20 protein-coding genes are annotated in these 21,197 nt (G+C 70.7%); 12 read left to right on the top strand and 8 right to left on the bottom strand.

Going from position 1 to position 21,197, the window contains the following annotated elements:
* Positions 1–11: 11 nt before the first annotated feature.
* From C1N74_RS02320 to rlmN, 3 genes are read right to left on the bottom strand one after another with little or no spacing between them, the layout of a single operon-like run.
* Positions 12–503, bottom strand: a complete 492-nt coding sequence (locus C1N74_RS02320; RefSeq protein ID WP_023952678.1) for an NUDIX domain-containing protein — start codon at positions 501–503, stop codon at positions 12–14.
* A gap of 12 nt (positions 504–515) precedes the next feature.
* Positions 516–1,529 (bottom strand): aldo/keto reductase family protein, encoded by a 1,014-nt coding sequence (locus C1N74_RS02315; RefSeq protein WP_137749881.1) that lies wholly within the window; start codon positions 1,527–1,529, stop codon positions 516–518.
* A 55-nt stretch (positions 1,530–1,584) separates the two neighbouring features.
* Positions 1,585–2,868, bottom strand: coding sequence for a 23S rRNA (adenine(2503)-C(2))-methyltransferase RlmN (gene rlmN / locus C1N74_RS02310; protein ID WP_137749880.1), 1,284 nt, complete (start codon positions 2,866–2,868; stop codon positions 1,585–1,587).
* Between the two features lie 95 nt (positions 2,869–2,963).
* Between rlmN and C1N74_RS02305 the strand changes: the two genes are divergently transcribed.
* The 4 genes from C1N74_RS02305 (at position 2,964) to C1N74_RS02290 (ending at position 8,423) form a co-directional block, all read left to right on the top strand.
* Complete coding sequence (locus C1N74_RS02305; RefSeq protein WP_137749879.1) at positions 2,964–3,875, top strand: PRD domain-containing protein; 912 nt, start codon at positions 2,964–2,966, stop codon at positions 3,873–3,875.
* A gap of 186 nt (positions 3,876–4,061) precedes the next feature.
* Complete coding sequence (locus tag C1N74_RS02300; protein WP_071918594.1) at positions 4,062–5,921, top strand: beta-glucoside-specific PTS transporter subunit IIABC; 1,860 nt, start codon at positions 4,062–4,064, stop codon at positions 5,919–5,921.
* A gap of 127 nt (positions 5,922–6,048) precedes the next feature.
* On the top strand, positions 6,049–7,464 hold the full coding sequence (locus C1N74_RS02295) for a glycoside hydrolase family 1 protein (RefSeq protein WP_023952689.1): 1,416 nt from the start codon (positions 6,049–6,051) through the stop codon (positions 7,462–7,464).
* 83 nt (positions 7,465–7,547) lie between these two features.
* Positions 7,548–8,423 (top strand): HAD hydrolase family protein, encoded by an 876-nt coding sequence (locus tag C1N74_RS02290; protein ID WP_023952691.1) that lies wholly within the window; start codon positions 7,548–7,550, stop codon positions 8,421–8,423.
* On the opposite strand, the gene mmuM is transcribed toward C1N74_RS02290, so the two are convergent.
* Positions 8,416–9,294 carry a homocysteine S-methyltransferase gene (gene mmuM, locus C1N74_RS02285; RefSeq protein WP_137749878.1) on the bottom strand — a complete coding sequence of 293 codons (879 nt, stop codon included), beginning with the start codon at positions 9,292–9,294 and terminating at the stop codon, positions 8,416–8,418. The two genes, C1N74_RS02290 and mmuM, sit on opposite strands and share 8 nt — an antisense overlap.
* A gap of 35 nt (positions 9,295–9,329) precedes the next feature.
* Between mmuM and C1N74_RS02280 the strand changes: the two genes are divergently transcribed.
* Complete coding sequence (locus C1N74_RS02280; RefSeq protein ID WP_064956322.1) at positions 9,330–10,199, top strand: Cof-type HAD-IIB family hydrolase; 870 nt, start codon at positions 9,330–9,332, stop codon at positions 10,197–10,199.
* Complete coding sequence (locus tag C1N74_RS02275; protein WP_064956323.1) at positions 10,199–10,681, top strand: GNAT family N-acetyltransferase; 483 nt, start codon at positions 10,199–10,201, stop codon at positions 10,679–10,681. Before C1N74_RS02280 ends, C1N74_RS02275 begins: the two co-directional genes overlap by 1 nt.
* Before the next feature lie 21 nt (positions 10,682–10,702).
* On the opposite strand, the gene C1N74_RS02270 is transcribed toward C1N74_RS02275, so the two are convergent.
* Entirely contained in the window at positions 10,703–11,392 is a 690-nt protein-coding gene (locus C1N74_RS02270) for a GntR family transcriptional regulator (RefSeq protein ID WP_023952699.1), read from the bottom strand.
* A 188-nt stretch (positions 11,393–11,580) separates the two neighbouring features.
* Between C1N74_RS02270 and C1N74_RS02265 the strand changes: the two genes are divergently transcribed.
* Genes C1N74_RS02265 through C1N74_RS02240 form a run of 6 tightly spaced genes read left to right on the top strand, consistent with a single transcriptional unit; the run spans position 11,581 to position 18,751 of the window.
* Positions 11,581–12,498: an ABC transporter permease gene (locus C1N74_RS02265; RefSeq protein ID WP_146053632.1), complete on the top strand. Its 918-nt coding sequence runs from the start codon at positions 11,581–11,583 to the stop codon at positions 12,496–12,498.
* The gene (locus C1N74_RS02260; protein ID WP_023952703.1) at positions 12,495–13,394 is read left to right on the top strand and encodes an ABC transporter permease; all 900 of its coding nucleotides are present in this window, start codon (positions 12,495–12,497) and stop codon (positions 13,392–13,394) included. Before C1N74_RS02265 ends, C1N74_RS02260 begins: the two co-directional genes overlap by 4 nt.
* Positions 13,391–15,001: an ABC transporter ATP-binding protein gene (locus C1N74_RS02255; RefSeq protein ID WP_137749877.1), complete on the top strand. Its 1,611-nt coding sequence runs from the start codon at positions 13,391–13,393 to the stop codon at positions 14,999–15,001. Before C1N74_RS02260 ends, C1N74_RS02255 begins: the two co-directional genes overlap by 4 nt.
* Positions 14,998–16,542: an ABC transporter substrate-binding protein gene (locus C1N74_RS02250; protein WP_071918599.1), complete on the top strand. Its 1,545-nt coding sequence runs from the start codon at positions 14,998–15,000 to the stop codon at positions 16,540–16,542. The genes C1N74_RS02255 and C1N74_RS02250 overlap by 4 nt, the downstream gene beginning before the upstream one ends.
* Positions 16,539–17,759 (top strand): amidohydrolase family protein, encoded by a 1,221-nt coding sequence (locus tag C1N74_RS02245; protein ID WP_137749876.1) that lies wholly within the window; start codon positions 16,539–16,541, stop codon positions 17,757–17,759. Before C1N74_RS02250 ends, C1N74_RS02245 begins: the two co-directional genes overlap by 4 nt.
* Entirely contained in the window at positions 17,756–18,751 is a 996-nt protein-coding gene (locus tag C1N74_RS02240) for an ornithine cyclodeaminase family protein (protein ID WP_137749875.1), read from the top strand. Before C1N74_RS02245 ends, C1N74_RS02240 begins: the two co-directional genes overlap by 4 nt.
* A gap of 21 nt (positions 18,752–18,772) precedes the next feature.
* On the opposite strand, the gene C1N74_RS02235 is transcribed toward C1N74_RS02240, so the two are convergent.
* From C1N74_RS02235 to C1N74_RS02225, 3 genes are read right to left on the bottom strand one after another with little or no spacing between them, the layout of a single operon-like run.
* A complete protein-coding gene (locus C1N74_RS02235) occupies positions 18,773–19,615 on the bottom strand; it encodes an NAD(P)-dependent oxidoreductase (protein WP_137749874.1) in 843 nt (280 codons plus the stop codon).
* Complete coding sequence (locus tag C1N74_RS02230) at positions 19,612–20,421, bottom strand: enoyl-CoA hydratase/isomerase family protein (RefSeq protein WP_137749873.1); 810 nt, start codon at positions 20,419–20,421, stop codon at positions 19,612–19,614. The genes C1N74_RS02235 and C1N74_RS02230 overlap by 4 nt, the downstream gene beginning before the upstream one ends.
* Positions 20,418–21,179, bottom strand: a complete 762-nt coding sequence (locus C1N74_RS02225; RefSeq protein ID WP_103841441.1) for an SDR family NAD(P)-dependent oxidoreductase — start codon at positions 21,177–21,179, stop codon at positions 20,418–20,420. The genes C1N74_RS02230 and C1N74_RS02225 overlap by 4 nt, the downstream gene beginning before the upstream one ends.
* Between the last annotated feature and the right edge of the window lie 18 nt (positions 21,180–21,197).

Here is a 21,197-nt window from a genome sequence, read left to right as displayed (position 1 = left end):
CACTCGGGCGGTCACGGCGATGGGGAGTTCTCCCCATCCAGGAGTTGGTCGAGCCGGTCGAGGGCCGGTCGCTGACCCTTCACGAGCAGCTCGCGGGCGCGGCCGAGGTCGACCCACTCGACGCGGTCGACCTCCGGAAAGGATGCCGTACGCCCTGACCGCGGCGGCCACTCCATCTCGAACTCCCCGAAAACCGCACCCGAGACGTCGAGATCGGCGCCGTCGACGACGAACACCGTGATGCGCTTGCCCGACGAGTACGAGAAGGTGCCCAGCTCGGCGTACTCGCCCTCGGGCGGTTCGAGCCCGAGCTCTTCGCGGAACTCGCGGCGGGCCGCGTCCAGCGCCGCCTCGCGGTCGGGGTCGTACTCGCCCTTGACGATCGACCAGGCTCCGGCATCCTTGGCCGACCAGAACGGCCCGCCCATGTGTGCGACGAGCGCCGACACCGTGCCGTCCGCAGCAATGCGGTAGGGCAGGATGCCGGCGCTCGTCGTGACCACGATCAGCCCGGATCAGGCCGGGCGCGTCTTCGGCGAGACGTTGTCGGTCTCGGCCGGATCGGTCACCGCGACGCCGGCGAGGGCGTCGTTGATCGCGTCGTACGCCGACTGCTCGAGCTTGACGCCCGAGGCCTTGACGGTGTCCTCGAGCTGCTCCGGGCGCGAGGCGCCGACGAGCGCCGCCGCGATGTTCTCGTTGTGGAGCACCCACGCGAGCGAGAGCTGCGCGACGGTGAGGCCCGCCTCGTCGGCGATCGGCTCCAGCTTCTGGACGGCCGTGAGCACCTCGTCGTTCAAGAAGCGCTTGATGAAGTTCGCGCCGCTCTTCTCGTCGGTCGCGCGCGACCCCTCGGGCACGGGCTGACCGGGCTGGTACTTGCCGGTCAGGACGCCCTGCGCGAGCGGCGACCAGACGATCTGCGAGATGCCGAGCTCCTGCGAGGTGGGGATGACCTTGCCCTCGATGACGCGCCACAGCGCCGAGTACTGCGGCTGGTTCGACACGAGCTGGAAACCGAGCTGCTTCGCCAGGGCGTGCCCCTCGCGCAGCTGCTCGGCGGTCCACTCGCTGACGCCGATGTAGAGCGCCTTGCCCTGGCGGACGATGTCGGCGAAGGCCTGCATCGTCTCTTCCAGCGGCGTCTCGTAGTCGTACCGGTGCGCCTGGTAGAGGTCGACGTAGTCGACGCCGAGACGGCGGAGCGATCCGTTGATGCTGTCGAAGATGTGCTTGCGCGAAAGCCCCTGATCGTTAGGGCCCTTGCGGCCGGTCGGCCAGTACACCTTGGTGAAGATCTCGAGCGTCTCGCGGGGCTGGCCCTTCAGCGCATCGCCGAGGACGACCTCCGCTGCCGTGTTCGCGTAAGCGTCCGCGGTGTCGAACGAGGTGATGCCGAGGTCCAGCGCCTTGTGGACGGTCGCGATGGCCGCGTCGTTCTCCACCTGCGACGCATGCGTCACCCAGTTTCCGTACGTGATCTCCGAGACCTTGAATCCACTGTTGCCGAGGTAGCGATACTCAACCATGGGAAAACGCTACCTCCCGGTGGGTCCGGACGGGCCGGAGTTGCGTCTTATGACCTCAACCCGCAGGAACGGTGTCGGCCGCGCGCTGGTCGTCCTCGGTCGCCACGAGCTGACCGCATGCGCCGTCGATCTCCTTGCCGCGCGTGTCGCGGAGAGTCGTCGGGATGCCGGCCTCGTTGAGCCGTCGCACGAACTCGTCCTGCACCTCGGGCTCGGACGAGGTCCAGATCGAGCCCGGCGTGGGGTTCAACGGGATCGGGTTCACGTGCACCCACCCCCGACCGCGGGCGTTGAGCTTCTCGGCGAGGAGGTCGGCGCGCCACGCGTGGTCGTTCATGTCCTTGATGAGGGCGTACTCGATCGACACCCGCCGGCCCGTCTCATCGAAGTAGGCCTTCGCGGCGTCGAGCGCCTCGTCGACCTTCCAGCGTGAGTTGACGGGGATGAGCTCGTCGCGCAGCTGGTCGTCGGGGGCGTGCAGCGAGAGAGCGAAGGTGACGGGGATGTCCTCCTTCGTCAGCTTCTGGATCGCGGGCACGAGGCCCACCGTCGACACCGTGATGCCGCGGGCGCTCATGCCGATGCCGTGATCCTTATCGACCATCGTGCGCACCGCCTGCATGACGCGGGCGTAGTTCGCCAGCGGCTCGCCCATGCCCATGAAGACGATGTTCGTGACGCGCTCGCCCTCGTGCCCGACCTTGCGGGGATCGCCGAGGCCTCCGTCCGCGATGAGACGGTTCGCCCGGACCACCTGCTCGATGATCTCGGCGGCCGACATGTTGCGGGTCAGGCCCGCCTGGCCCGTCGCGCAGAACGGGCAGTTCATGCCGCATCCGGCCTGGCTCGACACGCACAGCGTGATGCGGCCGGTGTAGCGCATCAGCACCGACTCGACGAGGGCGCCGTCGTGGAGCTTCCACAGGAACTTGATCGTGTCGCCGCGGTCGGTCTCGAGTCGGCGCACCTCGGTCAGCAGCGGCGGCAGCAGACCCGCGACGAGCTCGTCGCGCCCCGCGGCGGGCAGGTCGGTCATCTCCGCGGCATCCGAGGTGAAGTGACGGAAGTAGTGCTTCTCGAGCTGCTTGGCCCGGAAGCCCGGCATGCCGAGCTCCTTGACCTTATCGACGCGCTGCTCGGGGGTGAGGTCGGCGAGGTGGACGGGCGGCTTGCCGCGCTTCGGGCTCGCGAACTGGAGGAGGGGGCGACCGGACTCGTCCTTCTGCTGCGACCACCCCTCGGTCGCGGGGCGCACCTGGCGCGGCTTGGTGGAGCGCACGCGCGACGCGGTCTCGCGCACGGACGACGCGGTCTCGCGCACGGGATCAGAATCGGTCATATGATCCAGGGTACCGGCGCCGGCTGCGCGAAGGCTGGCCGCCGGCATTCGCCGTGCCCGGCGGCCCCCGACCCCTCCCGCCCTAGACTTCAGCCATGAACCTCGACGACGTCGCTCCGCCCCCGCGCGGCACCGTCGTGCACAAGGTGCTGAACAACAACGTCGTCATCACCCTCGACGAGCACGGCCGCGAGCGCGTGCTCATGGGGCGCGGACTCGGATTCCAGCTGAAGCCCTCCGACACCCTCGACCCCGACAAGGTCGAGAAGACCTTCATCCTCGATGCGGGGGATGCCGGTGACCGCGAGCGGCAGCTGCTGACCAACGTTCCCTATCCGGTCGTCGAAGCCGTCACTCGCGCCGTCGACGAGGCCGAGCGCCGTCTCGGCCACCACCTCGACCGGTTCTTCACGATGGCCGTCATCGATCACATCCAGTTCGTGCTCGAACGGCTCGACAACGGCATCCGGATCCCCGCGACCAACATGCCCGAACTGCGCGTGCTGCACCCGCACGAGTTCTCCGCGGCGCAGCGGATGGCCACCGCGATCTCCGAGTCGCTCGATCGCGAGCTGCCCGACGAAGAGGCCGTGTTCCTCACGATGCACCTGCTCAACGCGACTCGTGACGAACCCAACGGCACGGCGGCCCTTCTCTTCCGCCGTCTGCAGCACGTCGTCATGACGGTCGAGAACGGCCTCGGCGTCAAACTCGACACCGACAGCCCCGACTACGCGCGCTTCATCCTGCACATCCAATTCCTGCTGCAGCGCCTCGTCTCCAAGACGATGCTGCGCAGCGCCGACACCTCGTTCTTCGAGTTCGCCAAGCACAGCTATCCCCGGTCGTACGCGATCGCGGAGGAGGTCAAGGCCTACGTCCGCGCCGCGACCGAGTCGGAGCTGACCGACGAGGAGCTGCTCTACGTCATCGTCCACGTCGAGCGCCTCGCGACGCAGGTCGGGGCGAACGGCACTGGCGAAGACACCACACGCGTGGTACCGTGACCCTCGCAGGGCGTCGCTGCCCTGTGGAAGTCTCCGGATTGTTACCGCGGCAGCGGGCAAAACCTGAACTCACATCGCTTTGATCGGCGGTGAACGAGTTCAGGTTTTTTTGTTGCCCGGAAACGGGATGCGGCGGCTTCCTCCACCCGAGTGCCGCGATGCTGCGGCAGAAAGCGAGCAGTCCCGATGGATTACTCGAAGACCGCGGCCGGCGTCCTGGAGGGCGTCGGCGGCGAGGAGAACGTGAACTCCCTCGTCCACTGCGCGACTCGTCTGCGTTTCGTGCTGAAGGACGAGTCGAAGGCGAACACCGCCGCCGTCAAGGCCGTGCCCGGCGTCGTCACCGTCGCCCAGGCCGGCGGCCAGTATCAGGTCGTCATCGGCAACGACGTCCCCGACGTGTTCGCCGAGATCGGCAAGATCTCGAAGTTCGGCGCCGGCTCCGACGCCGCGGCATCCGAGGGCCCCAAGGGCAACCTCTTCAACCGCTTCATCTCGATGATCTCGGCGATCTTCACGCCGTTGCTGTGGGCCCTGGCGGGTACCGGTCTGCTCAAGGCGTTCCTCGCTGCGGCGGTCACGTTCGGGTGGATCACCACCGACAACTCGACCTACGCGGTGCTCAACGCCCTGTCGGACGGCCTCATCAACTTCCTGCCGATGGCGCTCGCCTTCACCGCGGCGCGCTACTTCAAGGCCAACGAGTTCACCGCCTTCGCGATCGCGGCAGCGCTGCTCTACCCGACGATCACCCCGTTGGTCGGGGTCGAGGGCCTGACCTTCTTCGGCATCCCCTTCACGATGGTCACCTACGTCTCGAGCGTCATCCCGATCATCGTGATCGTCTGGCTGCAGAGCCACGCCGAGAAGTTCCTCTACGCGAAGCTCCCGGGCGCGGTGCGCCGCTTCGTCACCCCGATGATCGTCGTGCTCATCGCCGTCCCGATCGTCTTCGTCGTCATCGGTCCGATCTCCGCGATCCTCAGCGGCGCGCTCGGCAACGGCATCGGCTGGGTCTTCGAGAACGCGCCGTGGGCCGGCGGCGCCATCATGGGCGGCTTCTGGCAGGTCTTCGTCATCTTCGGTCTGCACTGGGGTCTCGTGCCGCTGTTCACGCTGGAGTACCAGACCACCGGTCAGATCCTGCTCATCGGCCCCGTGTTCGCAGCCGTCCTCGCGCAGGCCGCTGCCGTCGCCGGTGTGTGGGTGCGCGCCCGCAACAAGAACCTCAAGTCGCTCGCCGCCCCCGCAACGCTCTCGGGCTTCCTCGCCGGCATCACCGAGCCCGCCATCTACGGCATCAACCTGCCGCTCAAGCGCCCCTTCGCCTTCGGCATCGTCGGCGGTGTGATCGGTGGCGCCATCATCGCGATGGGCGGCGTGTTCTCGACGGCGTTCGTCGTGCCCTCCGGGCTGGCCCTCCCGGCCCTGTTCGGCAACGGCAACATGGTCATGCTGATCATCGGACTCGCCGCCGCGATCGTCATCCCGTTCCTGCTCACCGCGATCGTCGGATTCACGGAGCCGGAAGAGGATGCCGCACCGGCCGCGGCCCCCGCGGCATCCGGCAACGACGTCGTCGTGCTGAGCCCCGTCGACGGCACGGTCGTGCCGCTGAGCGAGACTCCCGACGCCGCCTTCGCCGAGGGCAGCCTCGGAGACGGCGTCGCGATCAAGCCGCGTTCGGGCGCCGTGTACGCCCCGTTCGACGCAACCGTCGCAGCCGCGTTCCCGACCGGTCACGCGATCGGCCTCCGTCACGCCGACGGCGCCGAGGTGCTCATCCACATCGGCATCGACACGGTGAAGCTCGCGGGCGCGCACTTCGACGTCAAGGTCACCACCGGCCAGGAGGTCAAGGCCGGCGACCTGCTCGTCGAGTTCGACGGCGACGCGATCGAGCGTGCGGGCTACGACCTGACGACGCCCGTCATCGTCACCAACGGCGAGCTGTACCCCGCTCTGGCCGGCCAGGCGTCCGGCCCGATCGCGCACGGCGAGCCGCTGTTCACGGCGGTCTCGGTCGAGTCCGCGCTCGCGAACTGAGCGACACCCCGCGCGGAGGGGGCGCGGAACCGGACCGCGCCCCCTCCCCCACCCGTCCCGCCAGCCGCGGGACCAGCGATACACAGTCCCGCCACCTGCGGGCCAAGCGATACGAAACGAGAGAGCCATGAGCACCACCACCTTCCCCGACGGATTCCTCTGGGGCGGAGCGACCGCCGCGAATCAGCTCGAGGGCGCCTACGACGAAGGCGGCAAGGGGCTCTCGGTGCAGGACGTCATGCCCCGCGGCATCGTCGGCGCCCGCACCGACGAGCCGACCCCCGACAACCTCAAGCTCGTCGGCATCGACTTCTACCACCGCTACGCCGAAGACATCGCCCTCTTCGCCAAGATGGGCTTCAAGACCTTCCGCTTCTCCATCGCGTGGAGCCGCATCTTCCCGAAGGGCGACGAGACCGAGCCCAACGAAGAGGGCCTCGCCTTCTACGACCGCGTCCTCGACGAGCTCGAGAAGCACGGCATCGAGCCGCTCGTCACCATCTCGCACTACGAGACGCCGCTCCACCTCGCCGAGACCTACGACGGGTGGACCGACCGCCGCCTCATCGCCTTCTACGAGAACTACGCGCGCACCCTCTTCGAGCGCTACGGCGCCCGGGTGAAGTACTGGCTGACCTTCAACGAGATCAACTCCCTCCTCCACGCCCCCTTCATGTCGGGCGGCATCAACACCCCGAAGGACGAGCTGACCGAGCAGCAGCTCTACCAGGCGATGCACCACGAGCTCGTGGCCTCGGCCCGCGCGACGCGCATCGCACGCGAGGTCGCCCCGAACGCGCAGATCGGCTGCATGGTGCTGTCGATGCCCGTGTACCCGCTCTCGCCGTCGCCCGCAGACGCGCTGGAGGTCATGTCGTTCGACCACTCGAACCTCGTCTACGGCGACGTGCACACCCGCGGCGCCTACCCCGGGTACTTCCTGCGCACCCTCGCGGAGAAGGGCATCGAGCTCGACATCACCGACGAGGACCGCGACGACCTGACCAACACGGTCGACTTCGTGTCGTTCAGCTACTACATGTCGGTCGCCGCGACCGCCGACCCCGCGAAGAAGGTCACCGGCGAGGGCAACATCATGGGCGGCGTTCCGAACCCGACCCTCGAGGCGAGCGAGTGGGGCTGGCAGATCGACCCCGTGGGCCTGCGCCTCGTGCTCAACCAGTTCTGGGACCGCTGGCAGAAGCCGCTGTTCATCGTCGAGAACGGTCTGGGCGCGAAAGACCAGCTCGTCGAGGTCGACGGCGTCAAGACGGTCATCGACGACTACCGCATCGCCTACCTCAACGACCACCTCGTGCAGGTCGGCGAAGCGATCGCCGACGGCGTCGAGGTGCTCGGCTACACCTCGTGGGGCTGCATCGACCTGGTCAGCGCCTCGACCGCGCAGCTGAGCAAGCGGTACGGCTTCATCTACGTCGACCGCAACGACGACGGCTCGGGCACGCTCGAGCGCTACGAGAAGAAGTCGTTCGGCTGGTACGCCGAGGTCATCCGCACCAACGGCGCCTCGCTCACCCGCTGAGACGCCGACCCGACCGGGCGCGGTCGCGGGGCCCTCCTTCTGGCCCGCGACCGCGCCCTTCTCCGCATCCGAGAGGGGATCGCATGACTTCGTCCGACTTCCGCCGCCGCGCCGTCTTCCTCGATGTCGACGGCACGCTCCTGCAGGACGGCACCCACCTGCCCGAGTCCGCTGTCGCCGCCGTCCGCCGCGCGCGCGAGAACGGCCACCTCGTGCTGTTGAGCACGGGACGCGGCATGGCCGAGCTGCGCGGCCGCATCCTCGACATCGGCTTCGACGGCGCCGTCACGAACGGCGGCGCGTTCGCCGGCGTGGGCGACGAGCTGATCGTCTCGCGACTCATGACCGCCGCCGAGGTCGCGCGCCTCAGCGCCGCGTTCGAGGCACGCGGCATCCACTGGTACTACCAGTCCTTCGACCGTATGTTCGCGAGCCCCGGTCTGCCGGACCTGCTCGCGGACCGGCTCGAGCGCGACCGCGCCCGCCACGCCGACGACGCCCGGGCCGCGGGGGTCGACCCCGACGAGCTCGAATTCTTCAGCGTCGGCATGAAGACCTTCGACGACGAGGTCCACTTCTCGGATGCCGAGGTCGCCAAGGCCGTCATCCTCGGGCACGACGCGGACGCGGTCGCCGACCTGCTCGCCGAGCTCGCCCCCGACTTCGCCGTCGTCTCGGGCACGATCCCGCTGCCGGAGGGCAGTTCGGGCGAAGTGGCGCCGCGCGGCGTGAACAAGGGCGCCGCGATCCTGGAGGTGCTCGCCCACCTGGGCGTGGATCCCGCCGACGCGATCGGCATCGGAGACAACTGGAACGACGCCGAGATGTTCGAGGTGTGCGGCACCGCGATCGCGATGGGCAACGCCGCGCCGGAGGTGCAGGCCCTCGCCGACGAGGTGACGACGGCGATCGACGACGACGGGATCCACAACGCCTTCGTCCGCCACGGCCTCATCTGAGCCGGCGAGCAAGAGCGGCGATATCGTCGGGCGTGGTGCGGCAGCATCCGCCCACGATGCGCGCGCCGGCCCGGATCCAGTCTTCGGCCTCGGCCAGCGCGTGGCCCGGTTCGCCGGTCCAGACGCGCGAATCGGCATCCCACGACTCGCCGCTGTTCGGGTAGACGACGAACGGCACGGCTGCGGCCGACGTCAGGGCCGATGCCACGGCGGCCGGCGGGCAGCAGTTGACCCCGACGGCGACGACGCCCGGCACCCGCGAGATCGCGACGAGGGTCTCGCGCAGCGACGCCTCGTCGAACGCCGTGCTCGCCGCCGACAGCGCGACCCATGTCGGGATGCCGATGCCCTCGACCGCACGCGCGACCGCCTCAGCCTCGGCTGGGGAGGCGATGGTCTCGACCGCCAGCAGGTCGGGCTCGGCGGCGACGAGCGCATCGAGACGGCGACGATGCCAGCGCTCGAGCTGGGCGGCGGTGAGGCTGTAGTCGCCGGTGTATTCGCTGCCGTCCGCCCGCGTCGCACCGAACGGCCCGACGGATGCGGCCACCCGCACCTCCCGCCCCGCCTCAGCCCCGCCCTCGCGGGCGACCCGCACCGACAGGTCCAGCAGCCGGCGGGTGCGAGCGGCGTCGAAGCCCGCCGCGGCCAGATTGTCGAACCCGATCTGGTACGACGCCGTGGTGAGGATGTCTGCGCCGGCAGCGGCGAAACGGGCGTGCGCCGCGCGGACGTCCGCCGGAGCCTCCGACAGCACGCGCGCCGACCACAGCTCACCGGAGAGGTCGTGTCCTCCTGCCTCGAGGGTCGTCCCCAGACCGCCGTCCAGCAACAGCGGCCGGTCGGACAGAGCGGTCGCGACGTCGGACATGTCGCCACTCTAGATCGCCCCATTACGCTGGAGGGGTGACGTCGCAATCTCGCATCATCTTCCTCGACGTCGACGGCACCATCCTCGCGCACGGCGAGTCGATCGCCCCCTCGACGATCGCAGCGGTTCGCGCCGCGCGTGAACGCGGGCACCTCGTCTACCTCTGCACAGGACGCGCCGCCGGCGACATCAACCCCCGTGTGCTCGACATCGGCTTCGACGGCGCCATCTCCAACGGCGGGGCCCTCGCGGTCTCCGGCGACGAGACGGTGCTCGCCGAGCTGATGCCACGCGCCGCCGTCGAGCGCGTCATGGCCTACTTCGACGAGCAGGGCACGCGGTACTTCATCCAGTCTCACGCCGGGGTCTACGCGAGCGAGGGCGTGCGCTCTTTCATCGCCGACTTCATCAGCGAACGCCGGCGCCGTCACGCTGAAGACCTCTCCACCGTGGCCCTCGCCGAGGACGTCGTGGCCGCGCCGCGCTTCGCCCCGGTCGAGGAGGCCGATCTCGACCACATCGCCAAAGCGGTGTTCGTCAGCTCCGACCCCGACGCCGTCGAGAAGACCCAGCGAGCCCTCGGCGACGAGTTCCACGTGATACCGGGCAGCATGCCGCTGCCGACCGGGTCGAACGGCGAGGTCGGTATGCGCGGCACGAACAAGGGGACCGGCATCCAGGCGATGCTGAGCCACCTCGGCCGCGACGCCGCCGACGCCATCGGAATCGGCGACAGCTGGAACGACGTCGAGATGTTCGAGGTCTGCGGCACCGCGATCGCGATGGCCGAAGCCGACCCGCACCTCCAGCGCATCGCCGGCGAGGTCACCACCGGCGTCCTCGACGACGGCATCTGGAACGCCTTCGTCCGCCACGGCATCATCGACCCTGAGACGGCCGCCTGATGGCCCCCGAGGCCCGCGAGCACGACATCCGCCCCATCGACCCCGCCGACGCGGGTGAAGTGCTGACCCTGCAGCGCGCGGCGTTCGTGTCCGAAGCCCTCATCTACGACGCGGCCGACATGCCGCCCCTGACCCAGACCCTCGACGAGCTCCGGGCCGAGCTGCACGAGAACCTCGGCTGCGTCGCCCTCGACGACGGACGCATCGTCGGAGCGGCACGCGCCCGTCTCGACGGCGAGCTGCTGCTCATCGGCCGCATCGCGATCGCCCCCGACCAGCAGGGATCCGGTCTCGGCACCGCGCTGCTCGCCGCGGTCGAGGAACGCGGACGGCAGGCCGGTGCGCGCGAAGCCGAACTGTTCACGGGCTCGCTCAGCGAAGCCAACCTCCGCCTCTACGAGCGCGAGGGGTATGCCGAGTCCGAGCGCGTGCCGCAGGGCGACGGCACCTTCCAGATATTCCTGCGCAAGCCACTCGACTGATCGGCTGCGCCGGACGCGCGGTCAGCCCTTCGATGCGCCGCGACGGCGACGTCGCACGGGCTCGGCGGGCAGCCGTTCGGCCAGACGGGGCATCGACTCGACCCGCCCGCGCTCGACGTGGGCCGCTGCGAGCGCGAACGCGAGATCCGCGTGCCCACCGAGGATGGCCTCGACGATCTCGTCGTGCTCGTCCCATCGGCGCTCCGTGTCGCGCTCCGGGGTGAGGCGGAAGAGCCAGCGTGTGCGGCCCGTAAGCTGGCCGCTCATCCGCAGCAGAAGGCGGTGTCCGGCGAGCGCGAAGATCTCCTCGTGCAGATCGGAGTTGCGGGTCGACGCCGGCGCGTCCTCGTCGTGCGCGACGTGAGCGACCTCGAGGGCGGCGACCAGGTGGGTCGTGTCGGCGCCTGCCGCGGCGTTGCGGGCGGCGAGGGATGCCGCGAAGGGCTCGAGCTGCATGCGCATGTCGAACAGCTCGACGGCGTCGTCGAGCGTGAACGTGTGAACGATCGCGGCCCGCCGGTGCGACGACGACACGAAGCCCTCGGACTCGAGCAGCTGCAGCGCCTCGCGGACGGGCACCCGCGAGACTCCGAGCTGCAGGGCGACGTCACGCTCGCCGAGCTTGTCGCCCATCGCGATGTCGCCGGTGATGATCCGCTCCCGCAGGGCATGTGCGATGCGCCGCCCGGCGGCATCCGTCTCGTCATCCACCCGACCATCCTGGCAGGTCGGGCAGTCGGGGCGGGAATCGCCATCTGGTATCCCGGATGGCCATTTGAAGCCTTGAAAGCGGCTCGAAGGCACGATTCGGTACGCCAAAGTGTCACGAGCGTAAGAGTTGTGTTGCGTGTTCGTTACGCGGCCCGGTCCGCGAGCCGCCGTGCCATAGCGTCCTGCTCGTGCTCCCCTTTCTCCTCCGCCGCCTCGGCCTCGCCGTCGCCACGATCTTCCTGGTGGTGACCGTCGGCTTCGTCCTCGGGCGCCTCACCGGCGCGCCCGGGGCGCTGCTCCTGCCCGACAACGCCTCGACCGCCGACGTCGACGCGCTCAACGCGCGCCTCGGTTTCGACCGGCCCGTCATCGTGCAGTACCTCGACTTCCTCGGCGGTCTGTTCGTCGGCGACTTCGGTGATTCGTACCGCCGGCACGAGTCGGCCCTCGGCCTCGTCCTCGAGCGCGTCCCGGCGACCGTCGAACTCGCCTTCTGGGCCTTCATCGCGGGCTTCGCCCTCGCGCTGATCGCCGCCCTCGCCATCCAGCTCACCGGCAGCCGCCTGCTGCGAGCGATCGTCGGCTGGAGCGGTGCCGTGCGGCAGTCGGTCCCCGATTTCTTCTTCGCTCTCCTGCTCGTGCTGGTCTTCTCGGTCCTGCTGGGCGTCCTGCCCTCGCTGGGCCGGACGAGCCCCGCCAGCCTGGTGCTTCCCGTCATCACGCTCGCCACGGGCCAGTTCGTCATGTACCTGCGCCTCCTCGACGCCGCGCTGAGCGAACAGGCCGAACAGGACTACGTCCGCACCGCGTTCGCCCAGGGGCACAGCCGGGCGAGCATCCTGCTCACCCAGATGCTTCCCAACGCGCTCGCGCCCGTGCTCGGCATGGCGGGCCTGAACCTCGGCGGGCTCCTGGGCGGCACGGTCGTCGTCGAGGTGGTGTTCGCCTGGCCCGGCCTCGGCAGCCTCCTGACCGACGCCGTCAGCCAGCGCGACTTCCCCATCGTCCAGGCCGGCCTGCTGTTCGTGGCCCTGATGTTCGTGCTCGTGAACACCCTGGTCGACACCCTCGTCTCCCGCATCGACACCCGGACGGCTCACTCATGACCCTCACGCCCGTCGCTCCCGCGCCCGTCACCGCGTCACCCGCGACCGCCCCGCGTCCGCCGCGTCTGCGCCTGCGCCCCTCGGCCGTCGTCGGGTTCACCATGATCGGGCTCGTCATCGCCCTCTCCGCGCTGCGCCCGGTGCTGCCGGGGTTCGATCCGATGGGGCAGGACCTCTCGCGGGCTCTGCTGCCGCCGTTCACGGACCCCGCCCACCCCCTCGGGACCGACCCGCTCGGCCGCGACCTGTTCAGCCGGGTGGCCCTGGCGTCGTCGGTCACCCTGGGGATCACCCTCGCGATCGTGGCCCTCAACGCCCTCATCGGGACGACCGTCGGGATCGTGTCCGGCTACTTCGGGGGCAAGGTCGAAGCCGGCCTCTCGGTGCTGTCGAACACGGTGCTGGCGATGCCCGTGGTGCTGCTGCTCATCGCCATCTGCGCCGTCGTCTCACCGAGCGCGGGTCTGACGATCCTCGTCGTCGGCTGCACCTGGTGGGTCGGCTACGCCCGCGTGACCCGGAACATCACGGCGGCGCTGCGACGGCAGGACTTCGTCGTCGCCCCGCTGACGCAGGGCGCCGACACCTTCTGGACCATCACGCGCCACGTGGTGCCCAACGTCTGGCCGCACACCCTCATCATCGCCGCCACGGACATCGCCACCATCGTCCTCATCGAGGCGTCGCTGGAGTACCTCGGGCTCGGCGTCCAGCCGCCCACGCCGAGCTGGGGCGCGATGATCTTCGACGGTCAGAAGTACCTGTCGACCGACCCCTGGCTGGTCATCCTGCCCGGACTCGTCATGTTCCTCGCCGTCGCGGGAGCCCAGTTCGTCAGTCAGCAGTTCACCGCGGAGGCGCGCGGCGCCCTGCTGCGCAAGGGAGGCCGGCGATGACCGCATCCGTCCTGACCATCGAGGATCTGTCCCTCGAGGCCGTCACCCCCACCGGCCCGCGGCCGCTCGTGGCCGGCGTATCGCTCGACGTCGGGCGCGGCCGCGCGCTCGGGATCGTTGGCGAGTCGGGGTCGGGCAAGAGCCTCACCATGCTCGCGACGATGGGACTGCTGCCCGAGGGCGTTCGCGTGACGTCCGGCCGGATCCTCCTCGATGGACGCGACGTCACGGCGCTCACGGACCGCGAGCTGCGGTCGAGCCGGGGCCGCGTCGCGGCCATGATCTTCCAGGACCCGATGTCGTCGCTCAACCCGCTGCGCGCGGTCGGCGCGCAGGTAGCCAGCGCCGTGCGGGTCCACGCGCCCGGCCTCGGACGCGGCGCCGCCCGGCGGCGCGCGGTCGAGCTCCTCGAGTCGGTCGGGGTCCGCAACGCCGCCGAGCGGGCCGCAGCCCGGCCGCACCAGTGGTCGGGCGGGATGCGGCAGCGCGCGATGATCGCGATGGCGATCGCCCACGATCCCCTGCTGCTCATCGCCGACGAGCCGACCACGGCGCTCGACGTGACCGTGCAGGCGCAGGTCATGGCGCTGCTCGACGAGGTGCGCGAGCGCACCGGCTCGGCGCTCGCGCTCATCACGCACGACCTCGGTCTCGTGGGCGAGCACACCGACGACATCGCCGTCATGCGCGCCGGGAGCATCGTCGAACGAGGCGCGACCGCCGACGTGCTCGCCGCCCCGCGCGAGGAGTACACGCGGATGCTGCTCGCCGCCGTCCCGTCGGCGCACGAGCCGCCCGCCCGCGCGGCGGCCGTGGTGGTCGACGATGCTGCGGAGATCGCGCTGGAGGTGAGCGACCTCGTCGTCGAGTACCCCGGCCGCCGCGGTGGCACCGTGCGCGCGGTCGACGGCGTCTCGCTGCGGATCCGCGCGGGCGAGACCCTCGCCGTGGTCGGCGAGTCCGGATGCGGCAAGTCCTCGCTGCTGCGCGCGATCCTCGGGCTCACCCCGGCCGCTTCGGGCCGCGTGACGATCGCGGGCACGGCCGCGGCCCCCGCCATCGCCGGACGCTCCGCCGCGGAGCGCGCCCGGGCGCAGATCGTCTTCCAGGACCTCTCGTCGGCCCTCGACCCCCGGGTCAGCGTCGCCGGCTCCGTGGCGGAGCCGCTGCGCGTGCGGCACGCGTACAGCCCGGACCGCGTCCGCGAGCTGCTCGCGGGCGTCGGCCTCGACCCGTCGTTCGACGACCGGCTGCCCCGACGTCTCTCCGGCGGGCAGCGTCAGCGCGTCGGGATCGCCCGCGCTCTCGCGCTCGACCCGGCGCTCGTGCTCCTCGACGAGCCGGTCTCGGCGCTGGACGTGTCGATCCAGGCGCAAGTGCTCGACCTCCTCCGCGACCTGCAGCGCGAGCACCGGCTCGCCTACCTCTTCGTCTCGCACGATCTGGGCGTGGTGCGCGGCATCGCCGACCGGGTCGTCGTGATGGAGGGCGGCCGCATCGTCGAGCACGGCCCCACCGAAGACGTCTTCACCGACCCGCAGCATCCCTACACCCGCACCCTCCTCGACGCCATTCCCCGTCTCACCGCTCGAAAGGCACTCACATGACCCGACACACCTCCCGGCGCGCCCTCGCCGGCGGATCCCTCCTCACCCTCGGCGCCCTCGTGCTCGCCGGCTGCGCCGGCGGGTTCGACTCCCCGTCCGGCGGCTCCGCCTCGGGGTCGGCCCAGACATCCATCACCGCCGCCCTGCCCACCGACCCGACGTCGATGGATCCCATCCGCTCGGGCGCTCTCGTGGTGCTGTCGGTGTTCTTCCACACGCACGACCAGCTCGTGAAGATCACCGCCGACGGCGAGATGGTGCCCAAGCTCGCGACCGACTGGACCGCGAACGCCGACCTGACCGAGTGGGAGTTCACCCTCCAGCCCGACGTCACGGCGAGCAACGGCGAGGAGATCACCGCCGACGACGTCGTGTTCTCGTACGAGACGATCCTCGGCGACCCGACGGGCGAGAACTACGCCTACCTCTCGTCGGTCGACCGCGTCGAGAAGGTCGACGACCTGACGGTGCGCTTCGTCCTGAAGCAGCCCTTCTCGGCGTTCCCCCGAAACACCTCGCTCATCTCGATCGTCCCGGCCGACACCTATCAGGAGATGGGTCCCGACGCCTACGCCCGCGAGCCGATCGGATCGGGCCCCTACGTCTTCGACTCCATCACCCCGGGCGTCTCGTACGACCTCGTCCGCAACGAGGACTACTGGGGCGAGGCCCCCGCCATCGAGACCATCTCGCTGCAGCCGGTCTCGTCCGCCGAGTCGCGTGCGAGCGGCGTGCTCTCGGGCGACCTCGACGTGGCCCAGATCGGTCCGACCCAGGTCTCGAGCATCGAGTCGGCCGGCAACGCGCAGGTGTTCTCGGCCCTGTCGAACGGCGTGGTCTTCCTCGGCGCCAACTCGACGGCCGGCCCGCTCCAGGACGTCCGCGTCCGGGAGGCCATCGGCCATGCGATCGACACGGAGGCGATCGTCGACTCGCTGCTGGCCGGACTCGCCGAGCCGGCGAAGGCGATGCTCGCCCCCGCCGTCGAGGGCTACTCCGACGACGTCGAGGCGATCGGCTACGACCCGGAGGCGGCGCGCGCGCTGCTCGCGGAGGCCGGGTACGACGGCACCCCGATCCCCTTCGACTACGCCACCGATGGCCGCATCCCGCTCTCGAGCGAAGTGGCCCAGAGCATCCAGGGCTACCTCGAGACCGTCGGCATCGCCGTCGACATGCGCGGCGCCGACCAGCAGAGCCACACGCTCAAGGTCCGCGGCAAGGAGATGCAGGGCATCTACCTGAACACGTGGGCTCCCTCCACCCTCGACGGCGACCTGCCCCTGACCGACTTCTACGAGCCGGCGGGCAACAACAACTACGCACTCGACCCCGCGACCACCGAGCTCGCCGAGCGCCAGCGCGGCGTCGAGGGCGCCGCGCGCGAAGACGTCTTCGCCGAGCTGCTCGGCTACAGCAACGAGCAGGTCTACTTCGTGCCGCTGTACGTCCCCGCCAACAACTTCGCCGCCGGATCGTCGCTGCAGTGGACCCCGCGCGCCGACGGCCTGTACGACTTCACCGAGACGAGCTTCGAATGACCCGCACCATCCTCTCCCGCGTCCGTCCCTGGGGCGGCGCGACCACCGATGTGATCGTGGGCGGCGGTGTCATCATCGGCACCGCCGCCCCCGGCACCGCGGACACCACCGCCGCGGACGTCGTCGACGGACGGGGCCGGATCCTGATCCCCTCGTTCGCCGACGTCCACGTGCACCTGGACTCCACGCGCGTCGGCCTGCCGTTCCGCCCCCACACCGGTTCGCCCGGCGTCTGGAACATGATGCTCAACGACCGCCGCAACTGGCGCAAGGCCGAGGTCTCGATCGAGGAGCGGGTCGCGACGACCCTCGAGCGGGCGATCGCCCGCGGCACGACCGCCGTCCGGACATACGCGCAGGTCGACGTCGACGCCGGCCACGAACGCCTCGACGCGGTCGTCGCCGCGCGCGAGGCCAATGCCGGGCGCTGCGACGTCGAGATCATCGCGTTCCCGCAGGCGGGCCTGCTGCGCGAGGCGGGATCGGCCGACGTGCTCGATGAGGCCATGGCACGCGGCGCCGACGTCGTGGGCGGCATCGACCCCTGTGCGCTCGACCGCGATCCGGCGCGCCATCTCGACATCGTCTTCGGCATCGCCGAGAAGCACGGCGCCCCGATCGACATCCACCTGCACGAGCCCGATCAGCTGGCGAAGTTCTCGGCCGAGCTGATCATCGAGCGCACCCGCGCGACGGGGATGCAGGGGCGGGTCACCATCTCGCACGGGTACGGCCTCGGCCGCCTGCCCGAAGCGCAGCTGCGGCCGCTCCTCGACGAGATGCGGGAGCTCGACATCTCGATGGCGACGATCGCCCCGCCGACGGCGCTCCCGACGCTGATGCTGGCCGAGTACGGCATCCGGCTCGGACTCGGCCAGGACGGTCAGCGCGACTACTGGTCGCCCTACGGCAACACCGACATGCTCGACCGCACGTGGCAGCTCGCCTTCACCAACGGCTTCCGCCGCGACGAGGACATCGAGCACTGTGTCGCTATCGCCACGGTCGGCGGCCGCTCCGTCATGGGGCTGGCGCCGGGCCTGAACGGTGCGGCCGACCGCCCGGGGCTCGCCGAGGGAGATCCGGCCGACCTCGTGCTCGTGTCGGGCGACACGGTCACTGCGGCGGTCATGGACCGGTCCCCCGATCGCACCGTGCTCTACCGCGGCGTCGTCGTCGCCGACGGGCTCGAGCTCACCGGAGGGGTGACCGCGTGACCCTGCTTCTCGGGGCGTCCGAGCTGGAGTCCCTCGTCGACCGTGACGCCGCCCTCGAAGCGGTGGCGCGGGCGTTCGCGGAGATCGCGGAGGGCGGGGCGCACCAGCCCGGCCCCACCTCGATGGCGACGCCCGGCGACACGGGACGGTTCATCCTCATGGCAGCGGTCTCCGATGCGGCGGGCCTCGCGGGGGTCAAGCTGCTCGCCGACGTCCCCGACAACGCCGAGCGCGACCTGCCGACGCAGCGGTCGATGATCCTGATCGTCGACCGCGCCGACGGCGCCCCGGTCGCGCTGCTGCACGGCCGCGTCCCGACGCGCGTGCGCACCGCGGCCGCGAGCGCCGTCGCCACCAGAGCCCTCGCCCGCGACGACAGCCGGTCCCTGGGCCTGCTGGGGGCGGGGGCGCTCGCCCGAGAGCATGTCCGCGCGCTGCGGACCGTGCGACCGTTCGAACGCCTCACCGTCTGGTCGCGCTCGGCCGCCACCGTCGCGCGCTTCGCCGCCGACGTCGAACGCTCGGGCGACTGGGACGGTGAGATCGTCGCGGCATCCTCGCCGCGCGAGGTCGTCGACGCCTCCGACGTCGTCTGCACGCTGACCCCGTCGGTGGAGCCGATCCTCTCCGGCGCGTGGCTGCGGCCGGGTCAGCACCTCAACGTCGTCGGGGCACGGCCGCGTCCCGACGAGCGCGAGGTCGACGGGGCCGCCCTCGCCAGATCCTCCGTGTGGGTCGACGACCGCGCGACGGCCGAGACCAAATCGGGCGACCTCCTCCTCGCCGTCGCCGAGGGAGCCCTCACCCTCGACGACGTCGTGGGGACGCTCGGCGAGGTGCTCACGGGTCGGGTGCGCGGCCGCGCCGGCCACGACGAGATCACCCTCTTCGACTCGGTCGGCATCGGCGCACAGGATGTCGCCGTGGCGGCCGTCCTGCTCGACGCTGCGCACGAGCGCGGCATCGGGACGCGCGTCGACCTCAACGCCTGAACCCGGCCGGTCGGAGCGGTCTCAGTCGAGGAACACGTCGGGGAACAGCTCGCTGTCCGGCGTGCCGGGAACCGCCGCATAGCCCGAGAAATCGGTCACGCCCGACGCCTCGAGCACATCCTCGACGATGAGCGTCCGGCCCGTGTACTCGCGCGCGGGCCGGACGAGCACCTCGTAGGCGGCATCCGCGTAGATCTCCGGCGTGCGGCTCGCGGCCATCATCCGGTCACCGCCGAGAGAGTACTGCACCGCCGCCGTCGCGATCGTCGTCCGGGGCCAGAGCGTGTTCGCGGCGATCCCGTCGCCGGCGAACTCCGCCGCGATGCCGAGGGTCGCCATCGTCATGCCGTACTTCGCGAGCGTGTAGCCGGTGTGCGCGCCGAGCCACTTCGGCGAGAGGTTGAGCGGGGGCGACAGCGACAGGATGTGCGGGTTCGCGGCGTCGCGCAGCACGGGGATCGCGGCCCGCGACAGCAGGAACGTCCCGCGCACGTTGACAGCATGCATCAGATCGAAGCGCTTCGTGCCGAGCTCCAGGGTGCCCGAGAGGTCGATGGCCGAGGCGTTGTTCACCACGATGTCGATGCCGCCGAACTCGCCCTGCGTCTTCAGCACGGCCTCGGTGATGGAGTTCTCGTCGCGCACGTCGCCGACGATCGGCAGCGCCTGACCCCCCGCCGCGACGATCTCGGCCGCGGCGGTGTGCACCGTGCCCTCGAGCTTCGGATGCGGCTGGTCCGTCTTGGCGAGCAGCGCGATGTTCGCGCCGTCGCGCGCGGCTCGGAGCGCGATGGCCAAGCCGATGCCGCGGCTTCCGCCCGACATCAGCAGCGTCTTGCCCGCCAAGGGCTTCGCGTCGGTCATCGGTTCTCCTCGGTTCGGGTGCGGCGAGCGGATGCGGCGGCGAACGCGTCGATGCGAACGCGCGCCTCGGGGGTGTCGAAGCGCGTTCCGATCGTCCGCGCCTCGTCGTCGAGGTTCTCGGCGAGAGTGCGCCCGGCGCCTTCTCGGACGAGGCGCTTGGCCTGCCCGAACGCAGTCGTCGCGCCGTCCAGCCAGGCTGCGGCGAGCGCCTGGGCGCGAGCTGCCGGATCATCGACGACCTCGGCGATGAGCCCCCAGTCGAGCGCGGTCGCGGCGTCGAGCGCCGTGTCGTGGAGCAGCAGCTGCAAGGCCCGCCGCTGGCCGATCGCGGCCGGGAGCAGGGTCGACACGCCGAGGTCGGCAGTGAGCCCGATGTTCGCGTACTTGCTGACGAAGACCGCCGACGGCGATGCGACGATGTAGTCGGCGACCAGCATGATGCCGAGCCCTCCCCCGGCGACCGCACCCTGCACGGCGGCGACGATCGGCACCGCCGCAGTGGTCAGCGACGTGATGCCGTCGTGGATGACGCGGGCCGTCTCGGTGACCGCCGCGCCGCCCATCCCGGAGGTCGACATCGACACGACGTCGCCGCCGGCGCAGAAGGCGCGGCCCGCCGCATCCAGGATGACGGCCCCGATCGACGCGTCGGCCGCGACCTCGGCGGCGACCTCGCGCCAGCGGACGGCCATCTCGGCGTCGACCGCGTTGAGGGAGGCCGGACGGTTCAGGGTGATGCGCGCGAGCGCGCCCTCGCGCCGCAGCAGGACGGTGTCGGATGCGGTGTCGGATGCAGTGTCGGTCATCGTGGTGCCATTCTGATCGCGCCGTCGAGACGGATCGTCTCGCCGTTGAGGTAGTCGTTGTCGACGATGTGGGCGGCGAGCGCGGCGAACTCCTCGGGCGCTCCCAGCCGCTGCGGGTACGGCACCTGCTCGCCGAGCGAGCGCTGCGCGGCATCCGGCAGCCCGGCCATCATGGGGGTCTGCATGATCCCGGGGGCGATGGTGCAGACGCGGATGCCGTAGCGCGCGAGCTCCCGGGCGATCGGCAGGGTCATCGCGTGCACCGCCCCCTTCGACGCGGCGTAGGCCGGCTGCCCGATCTGGCCCTCGAAGGCGGCGACGGAGGCCGTGTTGACGATGACGCCGCGGGCGCCGGTCTCGGTCGGCTGGGTCCGGGCGATCGCCGCCGAAGCCTGGGCCACGACGTTGTAGGTGCCGACGAGGTTGATGCGGATGACGCGCTCGAAGTCCGGCAGCGGCGTGGGGTGTCCTTCTCGGTCGAGCACCTTGGCGGGCGGCGCGATCCCGGCGCAGTTGACGACGACCCGCAGAGGCGCGGTGTCGCCGGCTGTCTCGACGGCCGCGGCGACCTCGCCCGGATCGGTGACGTCGGCCGGCGCGAACCGGCCGCCGATCTCGGCTGCGACCTCGGGCCCGGATGACCCCGGGAGGTCGACGATCGTGACGTGGGCGCCGGCGGCGGCGAGGCGCCGCGCCGTGGCCGCACCCAGGCCGCTGGCGCCGCCCGTGATGAGGGCGGAGACTCCCGCGATCTGCATGTGTTCTCCTTCGAACTC

The sequence above is a fragment of the Microbacterium sp. SGAir0570 genome, assembly GCF_005491085.2.
GTDB classification, from domain to species: Bacteria; Actinomycetota; Actinomycetes; order Actinomycetales; family Microbacteriaceae; genus Microbacterium; species Microbacterium arborescens.
Note: the sequence above shows the minus strand (reverse complement) of the source record. Positions and strands in the feature narration are given on the sequence as shown.